Raw genomic sequence first — 13177 nt, forward strand, 5'->3', positions numbered from 1 at the left:
TATATTCGGTCGTCCTTTTGATTAGAATGGATGCTTGTTCAACCAATGACCACCGTCAAGAGAGATGCAATCCCCGTTTAAATAGCGCATCTCGTCTGATGCCATCCAGTAAGCGAGGTCCGCAATCTCTTCCGGTGTCCCAAAACGTCCAAGTGGGACATTACGGCGAATACGCTCCACTTCTTTTACGTGGGAGACGAGCTTTTCAGCGCCGCCTGTCCGTTCAATCGGTCCAGGACTGATGGCATTGACCCGCGCGCCGAATTGATAGCCCCATTCAACCGCGAGTGTTCGCGTCAAGTTCAAGACCCCTGCTTTCGCTGCCGCACTCGGTGCGACACCAGGACCTGCCTGCCACGCATAGGAAGCGACCATGTTGATGATGGAGCCGCCACGGATTTCATCTGCTTCCCAATGTTTCCCGAGAACATGGGTGCAGTTGAATGTCCCGTTCAAGACGATGTCGATGACACTTGCCCAACCATTAGGAGATAAATCAAGAGTCGGACACACAAAATTTCCAGCAGCATTGTTGACGAGTGCGTGTACTGGTCCATAAGCGGATACGATGTCAGCCAGTGCTTTCGCGCATCCTTCATAGTCACGAACGTCATGTTGCACACTCATCGCCTGACCTGCATCGATTGAATTCAAATCGTTCATCGCTTCTACTAGTCGTTCCTCGTTTCGACCGCTGATAGCGACGTTCCATCCTTCCTGTTTAAATTTTAATGCCATCGCTTTCCCCATGCCGGACGATCCCCCGGTAATCCAAATCGTTTTCATCTTAATTCCCCCTCAAAAATGAATGGTCGTTCATTTTACGTATTCGTCTTATGATGTAAAACTCCTTCAACAAAATGTCATTCGATGTTGAATCATTCTTTTCACTTGAGAAGTATATACATGATGTAACGATTGATACTCAAAACCATGACGTGAATTTAAAATAGGAGATGATGGAACATGAAGCGCGTTACAGGGCTGACCATATTCGTACTTATCATTGTCGGAATGTTTGTGCTCATCGATCAATCTGATTCAAAGAGAATGTCTGAACAGGTCGAAAATAAGATGTTCACCCAAACTGAGACAAAGGTTTATTCTGAGTCGACGGTCGAAGAACTGAAGAAAATCCTTGAGACGTTTCAAAACGATTTGGCTCCGCAAATCAATAACGATTTCGAACGAAAGTTGGCAGAACGAATGTACGTGGAGATGAAGAAGAGTGGTGAAACCATCGATGTGAAGGAACTTATAATCCGTGCAAAAGACCAAGCTGATTTTGAACGTGCATGGTTGGAGCATGCGAAAAGCGAATATGGAATCGTAGTAACGGGTGACGAAGTCGATGAACGGATTGAAAAAGGACCGGATGCGACGGTGGTCGAGTCTCAAAGACGATATGCAGAGGCAAAAGAGATGAGCGTGTATGAGCTCAATCATGATTATTATCGCGATCAATACGTGAAATGGGTCGTGTGGGAAGATTTGATTCCGCTCGTCACAGACCGCTACGAACAGTCAAGTGAGCATGTGCTCGACAACAATCGACTCATCGAATTGTATGAGCAAGAGATGGAAGTTATAATCGAATGAAGCGTCAAGCAGCCCGACTCGTATGAGCCGGGCTACTTTTCATTGAATTTTTTTCAAGTACTTCAAACCGAGTTCACGGTCGATCGTGTACATCGTACCGGCAACTTTCTCACCCCAGTATGGATCGGAGGCATAGAAGATATTGATGCCTTCCTGCTTGTTCCCAGGATAATCGCCACGAGCATATGGCCCAGTGACATATTTAGTCGCAAACAATTCAGCAGCAGCTTGTACGCTGGCGTCAATTGTTTTAAAGGATGTCGCATTCCCGCTCGGGTCGTCATCTGTCGCGCGGAACCCAAATAGGTTCCGCTTGTCCCGAGCGATATCGGACGTTCCAAATCGGGACTCATGCCCGGCAACCGCCAGCAGGAATAAGGCATTAATGTTATACGTATCTTCTGCCCGTTTAAAAGACTTGCCTTCCCCAGCGAGTGGTGAATCGATGGATTTTAAATATTGATCAAACTCGTCAGCCGAATATGGGGACGACTTGCGAATCGATGCAAATTGATAAGGAGAATCGAAGACGTCTTGGACACGTTCTGTGTAAAAACGGTCATCCGAGTTTTTTTCTGTTGGACCTACAAGGAACGTACCGGCGAGATTGGCGTTCGCTTCCACCGTATGGTAGACGTCACCTTCTCGAATCTCGTAAAATCCACGTCTCTTCACAACTGCTTCAGGAAATAACGCCATTTGATCCGGTTTGACATACACATCCGCCCCGGAGATACGTACTTTAAGATGATCGTCTCCGCGCTCAATTAGTTGAAGTCTCGTGCCACCAGCGACATAGGATTGTCGTGTTTTAAATGATGCATCTTTATATAAGTTTGTGATAGCACCACTCGGAGTGACGACGACTCCGGTACCTGTAAAATCGAGTACTTCTCCAGAGGGCGAGAACAATGTCCGGTTCTTACCGGCCGTCATGTATCGTTTTGCTTCTGCGAGAGATTCGAACGACCTCGTGACACGGTCGCCATTCGTCACCGTTTCGACGGTATAGGTGTCTTCACGGGAAGATTGAATCCATAAAAAGGCTGCGATGGCGAGACTAAGTGTCGCAATCATCGGCCAAACCTTAAGTCTTTTCTTTCGTTTCAATCAAATCACTTCCAAACTTTTGAATTGCCAAACGAGTTGATTTAGTCAACAATTTGATGGAGAAGGGGGAAATTAGTATGAAAATTGGAACGCGGACGTTAAAGACCGCGGTCGCAGCAGGTATCGCGATGCTCATTTCCGAAACAATTCATCTCGATTATTTTGTATTTGCAGCCATTATCGCCATTTTAAGTATTCAAGAGACGCGTAAAAAATCGATTCGCGCCTCCTATGAACGAGTCATGGCAAGTCTTCTCGCCATCGGAATGGGTGCGGCGATGTTCACGCTACTCGGCTATTCACCGGTGACGCTCACACTTTATTTTGTCATTTTCATTCCACTCGTACAACAATTGAAACTGCAAGACGGGCTCATTACGAGTGTCGTCATTTTGACCCACCTCTACACCGAGGCACAGTTTACACTGGAGTTATTTATCAATGAGCTATTGCTCATTGCGATCGGTGTCGGTGTCGGGCTTGTCGTCAACATGTACATGCCGACGCTTGACCGTGAGATTGTACGGATTAAAGAGAATATCGACCGCTCGCTCGCAGTACTGTTTTATGACGTGGCGGCATGTGTCGAGACGGGCGTCTATAACAACCACTCGATGATGCTCATCAAGACACGGGACTATCTGAAAGAGGGGAAAGATTTAGCCCTTCGCCGTATGGGAAACTCAATCGGAAAGCGGAATGAAGACATGGACTATCTATACTTCCGGATGCGTGAACGGCAGTATGATATTCTCAAACGAGTCGCGGATAACGCCAGAGAAATCACGATGGTCGTCAATGAAGCGAAACCGGTCGCGACGTTCTTACGTCGAGTCGGGGACCATGTGAACGAGCAGGCCGATGCATCCGTCTTTCTACAGGAGCTTGAAGAGATGATTGAGCATTATCGAAAAAACGTACCTCTCCCCACGACGCGTGAGGAATTCGAGGTACGCTCATCCTTATTAAATATTTTATCTGATGTAAAAAGTTACTTGATCTTGAAAGAGCGATACATCTTGCTCTTAAAAGAACATGGTCATGCTCGAGAGAAACGTGCTGATTAAAAAGATTGAGACGATGACGACGACGCCGATTTGAATGATGCGTTGTCGTCTTTTCTGTTTTTTCTTCATGGTCTGCCTCCATATACGTGTTTGCCATCATTGTACAGAATGGAAAAGATTCGTGCAATCCAGGGGAGTTTGATATAATGGTCAAGAAATGTTTGGATGGAGGGATGTTGTTTATGGTAAACGAGACACGCGTGCTCGACACATTTTTAGGATTGGTCGGCATCGATTCAGAAACGAAGGAAGAAGCGATCATCTGTGAACATTTGAAAGGTGTATTCACAGAGCTTGGCTGCGACGTCTACGAGGACGACGCATCAACGAAGACGGCACACTCTGGTAACAACTTGATCATCACGTTGCCTGCAACGAAAGACAATGTTGATCCGATTTACTTTACGGCTCACATGGATACGGTCACTCCAGGTAAAGGAATCAAGACGAGCATCAAAGACGGATATGTCGTCACGGATGGTACGACGATTCTCGGAGCAGACGACAAGACCGGCCTCACTGCGATGATCGAACTCGTGCGTGTATTGAAAGAAAAACAAATTCCACATGGTCAAATCCAGTTCGTGATCACTGTCGGGGAAGAATCAGGTCTCGTCGGTGCGAAAGTATTGGATTTATCGAAAATCGATGCGAAGTTCGGTTTTGCCCTTGATTCGGATGGACCAGTTGGAGACATCATTGTCGCCGCTCCGACTCAAGCAAAAGTGAACGCGAAGATTTACGGGAAGACGGCTCATGCTGGTGTCGCACCTGAAAAAGGAATCTCGGCGATTCAAATCGCAGCGAAAGCCATCGCGAAGATGCCGCTCGGTCGTATCGATGAAGAGACGACAGCCAACATCGGACGTTTCGAAGGGGGTCGCGCGACAAACATCGTGTGTGACTATGTCGAAGTTCTTGCTGAGGCCCGTTCCCTCATCCATGAGAAGATGGAGAAACAGGCGGAAACGATGAAACAAGCGTACATCGAGGTCGCTGAGTCGTTCGGTGGTCGTGCCGAAGTGGACATCGACATCATGTATCCTGGATTCAAGTTTGAGGAAGGGGACGAAGTCGTTGAGGTGGCGAAACGTGCGGCTCAGACAATCGGACGTCCGACTCGAATCTTACACTCAGGGGGCGGTTCGGATGCGAACGTCATCGCCGGTGGGGGAATCCCGACAGTCAACTTGGCGGTCGGCTATGAAGAGATTCATACGACGAACGAACGGATGCCACTTGAAGAGTTGTATAAACTCGTCGAATATGTCGTGACAATCGTTGAAGAAGTCGCATCACCTAAGCAATAAAAAAGAGCCGACCATTCGTCGGCTCTTCGTATGTGTTCGTACTCGTTATGCTGCGAACTCCAGTGATTCTAAAATCAACTCGTCTGTGCAATGAAGTTCGATCGCTATGTCGTGAATACGGATAGAGGTGCCTTGTTCCTGTTGGTGCAAGCGATTCATCAAAGCTGCGCGTTCTCGAATCGTCTCATAAATCGATTCGGGTTGTTCTGCCTTGGTCATCACAAATCACATCCTTTTCAGCGATTACGTCAAGTATAGCATGGAACGGCTTGAAGAAAGGAATTAAATATTTATGAAGTTACAGTTTTTAGGAACTGGGTCGGGGATGCCTTCGAAACAGCGCAACGTATCGGGGCTAGCTCTCGATTTATCGAACGTGACCTGGCTGATTGATTGTGGCGAGGGCACGCAACACCAAATGCTCTATACGAAAATCAAACCGAGAAAAGTGACAGCGGTATGGGTGACGCATCTTCATGGTGACCATGTATTCGGATTGCCTGGATTCTTATCGACTCGTTCGGCACTCGATGGAACCACCCCCTTGACCGTCTATGGACCAATAGGATTGAAAAAATGGCTTGAAGCTACTTTGCGTGTCACAGGCTCACATCTAGGATACGAGCTGACCGTGATCGAGTACTCGGACGGGGACACATTCATACAAGACGACCATCTCGTCACTGTGCGAAAATTAGAGCATCGGTTCCCTTCATTCGGTTTCCGAATCGATGGTCCAGAAAAACCGGGCATGCTACGCGTCGATCTTGTAAGAGAACTCGGTATTCCAAGTGGACCGATTTATCGAACCATCAAAGAATCAGACCGATTTGAATTTGAAGGAAAATGGTATGACTCTAAAGAATACGTCACTGAACCGATTCCGGGAAAAATCGTAGCGATTTTAGGAGATACAATCCCGTGTGAGAACGCGCAGAAGTTGGCGGATGGAGCAGACCTCCTCGTTCACGAGGCGACGTTTATGGAGGCGGAACAAGCGCTCGCTCGGAAGTATGGTCACTCGACGACACGTGAAGCGACCGCGCTAGCGAATGCGTGCGCCGTCGGCAAGCTGATTGTGACACACATCTCAGCACGCTATGTCGGACGAGAGGAAGAATTTGTTCAAGAAGTTGTGTCGGATTTTCCATCGAGTCTCGTTGCGACGGACTTTTTAGAATATACAGTGGGGGAGTGATGTGACCATTCAACTCTATGTATGGGCAGCCTTTTTAGTAATCAGCGTTCTATTAGGGATTCGATTGAATCAATTAAAAGAGCCGGAAGCGAACTTTTTTCCAAAGTTCTTATTTTATTCACTGCTTGGAATCGTGTCTTTCCCCATCGGCGGTTTTCACATTCCGATTGGCTTTCTATTGTCTTTTTTGTTCTTTCCGAAACAGAACAGCCGGTATAAATGGTATGGGGCACTGTTAGGGTTCTTCTTTTTTCTTGTCTTGCTTTTTGTCCCGTTATTCGATCAATCCGGGTTTCGTTCCGAATCGCAACAAATCGGCGCCGTTTCGGTCACGGATGAATCGTTTGATGACATGACTGAAAAATTGTTACAACGAATCAATAGTGAATCGATTAAATTAGATCGTGGGAAACTACAGATCGACCGAGAAGGGAACGTTCAATCCATTGAGTACTTACTCATGGTGGAACGAGCCGAATCGTTCCAACAGATCCGTGTAACATACGGCTCAGGACAACTTTCGTATGAACAAGTCGATGAACTGCGTAAAGAATCTGGACAGGCCTTTTTTGAAAAGCTTGTCGAATTCGACCACATGCTGTCGACGTTACGAGGTCCTTCATGGGATGAGTATACTGACGTCGTTTCTGCCCCAGTGTTACAACTTTCCTATGATGGGCTGTATGACATGTACACGTTCGAAAACGAATCGATGCTCATGATCAATCGGGACAATGAACTGGTCAAGTTCTGGCTCCAGCGCGAACCAGTCCTCGCAAACAGCATCCAACTCGTCGGACTGACACAGGAAGGACGAAGTTCAGGCGAACGTTTTGCGATACTATATAATTATTCGATACATCAACGAGAGGATTTGACAGAATGATCAAACGGTATTTGAGTTTTTCCCTATTAGCGACCGCACTTCTTGTCGGATGTGGCGGAGAAGAAGCCCAACAAGAGGCGTGCGATGTAAGTCCGACCATTTCCGTATACAATGCGGCGACGGAAGAGACGCTCTATCAAGAGAAGAGCGTCTGTTTGGAAGATGATGCGACCGTGCTCGACGCATTGAAAGCGACAGGGCTTGACCTCGAAGTGACAGGAAGCGGAGACATGTCGTACGTGACGGCAATCGAAGGCGTCGAAGAAAAATCAGAAGGACAATCGTCAGGCTGGGTATTTGCTTTTAATGGTGCGCCCGGAGATGAAGGGGCCGGTGCTAAAGAAGTAGAATCGACGGACGTCATTCAGTGGCGGTTTGAAGAAGATGCGATTGCTTTCTTCGAATGAGGCAGATTGGGAGCGGCGACATCCTGTCACGCTCCTTTTCTTTCTATTCAGCCATCTATTCATCCTGACGTATATCCAAGATGTCACGGTATTGGTCGTCGGTCTTGTCCTGTTGCTCATGCTTGAACGTCGGTTTCCGTGGACGATGCTCATCGTATTGATTGCGTTTGCTGTCGTTTCGGTCTTCCCTGCATTGTTCGGGTGGGAGTTATCGCTCTCTTACATATGGCGTCAGCTGTTGAGGTTGGCTACTTTTTTACTTGGCATGCTGTGGATTTCTCGTATTGTTCGATTGGAACGATTGCTGCCACTCCTCTCCAAATGGCCCCGTTCAACTTCCCTCTTGTACGGGGCGTGGGCACTTATTCCTTCGATGGAACGGGCGGTACGTCAGTCGCTCAGAAGTCACCCGAAAGGAGCCTGGCAAGAAGCGATCGAGAATGGCATTAAGAGCCAAAGGCATGAGCCAAAATTTGCAGTCGAGCCGATGCGTCGCTTCCGGGCCGAGGATGTTCTGCAACTCCTTGCGATTGGCTTGATTGGTTATGTATCAATCGAATGGACCATCATTCCATGGCTCATCTATCCATACATCACAAAAGGAGGTGTTCGTGATGCAATGGCTTTCTACCGTTGACGGTTCGTTCGAGGCATATATCGAACGGTATCGTCCTCAAGTCATCAGAATGAATCAACCATTCTCAGGAAAAGTTGGTCATTTATTATCCGGTGTTGACCCGCTTCGGGGAGCGGAACTTGCCTCACTCTTACAAATCGATGCACTATATCCAAAAGCGTTTGACGCCTGTTCAAGCGGAGAACAACAGATTGTACAAGTCGCTTATGCTCTATCAAATCAGCCCGAAGCAATTGTACTTATCGAACCGTTCCGCCACCTCGATCAATTCCGTCGAGAACATCTAGAGATGCTACTTCGTCGTACTTCCGGTCTCGGTGTTCGGATTGGTTATACGGAACGGGCGCAAGAATCGTCTGAAGACATGAAAATCACTTTCCGACAATCGGAGACGATACCGAGGATTGAAGCGACCGATGTATCCTATCGTCATCCGCTTCAGGCGACTTATGCCATTGAAGAAGTGACGGTCCAAATAAATGAACCGGGCCTCACCGTCTGTATTGGTACGAACGGAAGTGGAAAATCGACGTTGCTCGAACTTTTAGCAAGGAGCAGACGCCCTCTTCGTGGACGGGTGAAGCGGGGGGAGCGAGCTGCCTATCTTCCTGCCGAAACGGAATACGGTCCGTTTCCGAAAGAATCGAATCGGAGGATCGCTCAACTACAAGCCGTCCTGAACGACCCGGCAAGCGTCCTTTTGCTCGATGAACCGACGGTGGATTTAACGAATGGGGAGCGAACGGCGTTCCTTGAAGCGCTCTTGAAAAAGACAGAATCAGCACGCGTGCTTTGTGCGACCCATGATTTGGCGTTAGTCGACCAAGCGACGGACGTGATTTACCTTGCAAGTGGTCGCGTGGTCTTTCAAGGTGAGCGCTCAATCTTTCAAGAACGGAGTACGCTATGGTCACATACGTCCTCGCCATTCTGATTGCCATCCTGGTGCTGTATCGATTTGAGAAATCTGACCTCCCGATTCAACCGCTCGTGCAGCTCTTGGCACTCGCAGTCATCGGGCGTTGGCTCTTTATGACGATTCCGAACGTACAGCCGACGACAGCTATTTTGATGCTGACCGCATTATGTATTGGGTTGAATGCTGCAGCGATCTTGGCACTCTTCGTACCCATCTTGTCGGGTCTGTTGCTCGGGATCGGACCGTTCGTCTTCTATCAATTTTTGGGGTGGCTTCTTGTCGTGACGCTCGTAAGCAGTTTTCGAACGATATGGATGAAGTCAGGTATCCTTTTCCTTACGCTCGGTTTTTTCTCTGGATTTTTATATGGATGGACGACAAATCTGGCGTTCATAGAAGTGATTGGAGCGGACTTTTGGAAGCTACTTTTACTCAGCGTCCCGTTTGACTTGGCACATGGGCTATCGAACGTTGTCTTCCTCATTTTAATCCGTCCCTTGTTTGAGCGCATATTCCTTCGTCAATTCGGGTAAATATACAATAGTCAAATCATTTTGAGTGAGGTGAACGACGGATGGGTGCATATATCAATCTCACTGAAGTCGGCATGTTTTTACTCGTAGGATTATTGTTTATCTTGTTAAATCTGATTCTATTGGCAAAACGTTACACGAGAGCCCGTTTTGCCATGATCAGCATCCTTGCGGCGAGCGTGTGGCCAGCACTCATGATTGTGCTTTCCGTGGAACAACTGAGCATCATGGACCAGCTCACATCGGGAGACCTGACGCTCGATGCCATCATGGCGTGGGGAGTCGTCATCGCCACAGCGCTGATGACCATGATTCCGGCAGGTGTGTTTCTATATCGGCTTGTAAACGTCTCTCGCTTACACTCTGAACCATAAAAGGAGCGACCCGATGCGGTCGCTCCTTTTCATGTGGTCGATTCAGCAGGTGTTCCATCAGCCGGTTTCTGGACGCGGCGTAGTACTTCTAAACTGAGAGCTCTCGGCATCAATTTGGCGACCCCGACCAACAGCTGATTCGAGAGTCCAGGGATGATCACACGCTTGTTATTCAACACCCCTTTGTATCCGAAGAAGGCGACGAGATGAGATGGCATTTTCGAGAATGATAATTCACTCCCGGCACGATTAAAGAAATTTGTATCCGTCGGGCCAGGGCATAATACACTCACATGCACACCGCTACCTTTCACTTCGGCATGAATCGCTTCAGTGAATGAAAGGACATAGGCTTTCGTCGCATAATAGACGGCCATATAGGGACCAGGTTGGAAGGCAGCGACGGATGCGACGTTCAACACATATCCGTGGTCACGTTCGAGCATGCCAGGCAAATAGGCTTTCGTCAGTTCGGTCAACGTATTGACATTCAATCGGACCTCGTCGGCCTCCGTCTCGGCATCGAGGTCGGCGAATGCGCCGGACGTGCCGAACCCGGCATTGTTGATTAAAAAGTCGACAGTGAGGCCAGCTTCGGCGATCATCGTCGTCAATCGGACTGCTGCGTCATGTTTTGCTAAATCTAGTGCAAAGACATGTACGTTGATGCGATAACGTGTCTCAAGTACTTTTTTTAGTTCATGCAATCGTGGTTCGTTCCGAGATACTAAAATACAGTCGTAGCCGTCGCGAGCGGCGAGTACGGCCAAGTCTAGACCGATGCCCATCGAGGCGCCGGTGATTAAAGCTGTCTTTGACAACATGATCCACTCCTTTGATGAAAAGTCATACATTGTTACTGAATTCTTCACGAGTTGTTAAAATCCTGCTCCGTTCGCACATTGAAACATATGCTAAAGTATAGCAAGAAAATGTGATTAGACTCACAAAGTAGGGAGTAGAATAAATATGATGATTCAGCTCGTCACTACGGCGCAGTGCGTCGATCAGGCAGAAGCGTTAATCAAAGCCGGTGCGGACCGACTGTATATCGGAAATTCGAGGTTTGGGTTGAGACAAAAAGGTGACTGGACAATTGACGCTGTGAGGGAAGTCACACAACTTGCCCATCGGTACGGGAAAGAAGTGACAGTAGCCGTCAACAACCTGATGCACAATGACCACATTGAAGAATTGACGGATTATTTGCAAACGCTGAAAACGATTGGAGTCGATGATGTCACCGCTGGAGACCCTGGTGCCATTCGCTTGATCCGACAGGCAAAGATTCCGTATTGGTATGATGCTCAAACGCTCGTCACGTCCGCCAAACAGATTCAATTTTGGGGGAAACGCGAAGCGATTGGAGCGGTCGTCGCGCGTGAAGTGACCATCGATGAACTCGTTTTGATCCAACAACAAATCGGACTTCCTGTTGAGGTACAAGTATATGGTCCGACGTGCATCCATCATTCCAAACGACCACTCGTGACGAATTACTTTAACGAACTCGGGAGACCGATTGAAGAAGCAAAACAACGCGAATTTTATATGAGCGAACCGGCAGATACGACGAGTCGTTATCCCATCTACGAGGACGAGAACGGTACCCATATATTCTCTGAGGATTTGACGCTCATGGGACAACTTCCGACGTTAGTCAAAAATGGACTTCACACGTGGAAGCTAGATGGATGGCACGCCGGGGCCCAGTTTGTTGAAATCGTTCAGTTGTTTACTTATGCCCGGACGAATTTGTTGAACGGTCGATTTGATCGCATGGAGATGGAACAACGTCTTCATGAGCTACAACCGGAAGCGTTCCGTCTCGGTACGGGATTATGGTTACGCAAGCCAGAAGAGATTAAGTGAGGGATCAAGATGAAACGACGTCCAGAATTATTAGCGCCAGCAGGAAACTTAGAGAAATTAAAGATGGCCATCCATTATGGTGCCGATGCGGTCTATATCGGCGGACAGCAATTCGGGTTACGTTCACGTGCCGGTAATTTCAGTTATGACGAGATGCGTGAAGGGGTAGCCTTCGCACATGCGAACGGTGCGAAAGTATACGTCGCTGCGAACATGGTGACGCATGAAGGCGATATCGAGGGGGCAGGTGACTTCTTCCGAACACTTCGAGATATCGGGATCGACGCGGTCATCGTCTCGGATCCAGCGATGATTGAGATGTGTCTCACGGAAGCAGAAGGGTTGCCCGTCCATTTGTCGACCCAAGCTTCGGCGACAAACTATGAGACGCTTCGTTTCTGGAAGGAAGAAGGGCTCGAACGAATCGTCTTGGCACGTGAGGTATCGATGGATGAAATCGTCAAAATGAAACAGGAAGTCGATGTCGAAATTGAGACGTTCGTCCATGGGGCGATGTGTATCTCCTATTCCGGTCGATGCACGTTATCGAATCACATGACATTACGGGATGCCAACCGTGGGGGATGTGCCCAATCATGCCGCTGGAAATATGGTTTCTTTGAAGAGGGAGATCTTCTGACAGAAGAGATGGAAGCGCGTGACGAAGAGCCGTTCTCGATGAGTTCAGTTGATTTATCGATGGTCCGCCACATACCTGACTTGGTGGAGGCGGGAGTGGATAGTTTGAAGATTGAGGGACGAATGAAATCGATTCATTACGTCGCGACGGTGTGTAACGTCTATCGTCAAGTGATTGATGCGTACTGTGAAGATCCAGAGCATTTCGTCTTCGACCCGGCATGGGAAGAAGAAATTTGGAAAGCGGCCCAACGTGAGCTCGCGACGGGGTTCTATTACGGGATCCCGACTGAAAAAGAGCAATTGTTCGGGAAACCTCGTTCGATTCCGCAATTTGCGTTTGCCGCTCGTGTCATCTCATACGACCCTGTGACGGGTATGGCAACGCTTGAGCAGCGGAATCACTTTTCAATCGGTGAAGAGGTTGAATTTTTCGGACCCGGATTTGTTCGTTTTTCACAAGTCATTGATACGATGGAGGATGTGGACGGTCACCTCCTCGAGTCTGCTAACCAAGCGATGATGACGATTCGTGTAAAAGTGGATCGGCCAGTCGCGACCGATTACATTATGCGTAAGCGAAAAGGTGTGCGTGCTCGTTCGCTCGTTTGACACATCCACCGAGC

At 48.2% G+C, this 13177-nt stretch carries 16 protein-coding genes; 12 read left to right on the forward strand and 4 right to left on the reverse strand.

Going from position 1 to position 13177, the window contains the following annotated elements:
• Positions 1 to 21: 21 nt before the first annotated feature.
• A complete protein-coding gene (gene fadH, locus KNO61_RS02445) occupies positions 22 to 786 on the reverse strand; it encodes a 2,4-dienoyl-CoA reductase (protein ID WP_214757412.1) in 765 nt (254 codons plus the stop codon).
• 180 nt (positions 787 to 966) lie between these two features.
• Here fadH and KNO61_RS02450 point away from each other — a divergent pair, with 180 nt between their 5' ends.
• Entirely contained in the window at positions 967 to 1599 is a 633-nt protein-coding gene (locus KNO61_RS02450) for a hypothetical protein (protein ID WP_214872568.1), read from the forward strand.
• Between the two features lie 39 nt (positions 1600 to 1638).
• Here the strand turns inward: KNO61_RS02450 and KNO61_RS02455 are convergent, their stop codons facing one another.
• Complete coding sequence (locus tag KNO61_RS02455; protein ID WP_251030767.1) at positions 1639 to 2709, reverse strand: N-acetylglucosaminidase; 1071 nt, start codon at positions 2707 to 2709, stop codon at positions 1639 to 1641.
• Positions 2710 to 2786: 77 nt separating this feature from the next.
• Here KNO61_RS02455 and KNO61_RS02460 point away from each other — a divergent pair, with 77 nt between their 5' ends.
• Positions 2787 to 3776, forward strand: coding sequence for an aromatic acid exporter family protein (locus KNO61_RS02460; protein ID WP_214684049.1), 990 nt, complete (start codon positions 2787 to 2789; stop codon positions 3774 to 3776).
• A gap of 182 nt (positions 3777 to 3958) precedes the next feature.
• A complete protein-coding gene (locus tag KNO61_RS02465) occupies positions 3959 to 5086 on the forward strand; it encodes a M20/M25/M40 family metallo-hydrolase (RefSeq protein WP_078147934.1) in 1128 nt (375 codons plus the stop codon).
• Between the two features lie 45 nt (positions 5087 to 5131).
• On the opposite strand, the gene KNO61_RS02470 is transcribed toward KNO61_RS02465, so the two are convergent.
• Entirely contained in the window at positions 5132 to 5305 is a 174-nt protein-coding gene (locus KNO61_RS02470; protein WP_012726540.1) for a hypothetical protein, read from the reverse strand.
• Between the two features lie 73 nt (positions 5306 to 5378).
• Here KNO61_RS02470 and rnz point away from each other — a divergent pair, with 73 nt between their 5' ends.
• The 7 genes from rnz to KNO61_RS02505 are packed head-to-tail and all read left to right on the forward strand — an operon-like array spanning position 5379 to position 10040.
• Positions 5379 to 6284, forward strand: coding sequence for a ribonuclease Z (gene rnz, locus KNO61_RS02475; protein WP_214812907.1), 906 nt, complete (start codon positions 5379 to 5381; stop codon positions 6282 to 6284).
• 1 nt (position 6285) lies between these two features.
• The gene (locus KNO61_RS02480; RefSeq protein WP_078147083.1) at positions 6286 to 7170 is read left to right on the forward strand and encodes a hypothetical protein; all 885 of its coding nucleotides are present in this window, start codon (positions 6286 to 6288) and stop codon (positions 7168 to 7170) included.
• A complete protein-coding gene (locus tag KNO61_RS02485) occupies positions 7167 to 7577 on the forward strand; it encodes a DUF4430 domain-containing protein (RefSeq protein ID WP_078147082.1) in 411 nt (136 codons plus the stop codon). Before KNO61_RS02480 ends, KNO61_RS02485 begins: the two co-directional genes overlap by 4 nt.
• The gene (locus tag KNO61_RS02490) at positions 7555 to 8214 is read left to right on the forward strand and encodes a hypothetical protein (protein WP_214684051.1); all 660 of its coding nucleotides are present in this window, start codon (positions 7555 to 7557) and stop codon (positions 8212 to 8214) included. Before KNO61_RS02485 ends, KNO61_RS02490 begins: the two co-directional genes overlap by 23 nt.
• Positions 8192 to 9148 carry an ATP-binding cassette domain-containing protein gene (locus KNO61_RS02495; RefSeq protein WP_214684053.1) on the forward strand — a complete coding sequence of 319 codons (957 nt, stop codon included), beginning with the start codon at positions 8192 to 8194 and terminating at the stop codon, positions 9146 to 9148. Before KNO61_RS02490 ends, KNO61_RS02495 begins: the two co-directional genes overlap by 23 nt.
• Positions 9121 to 9666, forward strand: a complete 546-nt coding sequence (locus tag KNO61_RS02500; RefSeq protein WP_078147079.1) for a hypothetical protein — start codon at positions 9121 to 9123, stop codon at positions 9664 to 9666. The genes KNO61_RS02495 and KNO61_RS02500 overlap by 28 nt, the downstream gene beginning before the upstream one ends.
• Before the next feature lie 41 nt (positions 9667 to 9707).
• Positions 9708 to 10040 (forward strand): hypothetical protein, encoded by a 333-nt coding sequence (locus KNO61_RS02505; protein ID WP_078147078.1) that lies wholly within the window; start codon positions 9708 to 9710, stop codon positions 10038 to 10040.
• Between the two features lie 29 nt (positions 10041 to 10069).
• Here KNO61_RS02505 and KNO61_RS02510 read toward each other — a convergent pair whose 3' ends face one another.
• On the reverse strand, positions 10070 to 10864 hold the full coding sequence (locus KNO61_RS02510) for an SDR family NAD(P)-dependent oxidoreductase (protein WP_214684055.1): 795 nt from the start codon (positions 10862 to 10864) through the stop codon (positions 10070 to 10072).
• Between the two features lie 145 nt (positions 10865 to 11009).
• Between KNO61_RS02510 and KNO61_RS02515 the strand changes: the two genes are divergently transcribed.
• Both KNO61_RS02515 and KNO61_RS02520 read left to right on the forward strand, forming a co-directional pair.
• The gene (locus tag KNO61_RS02515) at positions 11010 to 11912 is read left to right on the forward strand and encodes a peptidase U32 family protein (RefSeq protein WP_214684057.1); all 903 of its coding nucleotides are present in this window, start codon (positions 11010 to 11012) and stop codon (positions 11910 to 11912) included.
• A 9-nt stretch (positions 11913 to 11921) separates the two neighbouring features.
• Positions 11922 to 13163 carry a peptidase U32 family protein gene (locus KNO61_RS02520; protein ID WP_214684060.1) on the forward strand — a complete coding sequence of 414 codons (1242 nt, stop codon included), beginning with the start codon at positions 11922 to 11924 and terminating at the stop codon, positions 13161 to 13163.
• Positions 13164 to 13177: the final 14 nt, after the last annotated feature.

The sequence above is a fragment of the Exiguobacterium sp. s140 genome (assembly GCF_018617035.1).
GTDB classification, from domain to species: domain Bacteria; phylum Bacillota; class Bacilli; order Exiguobacteriales; family Exiguobacteriaceae; genus Exiguobacterium; species Exiguobacterium profundum.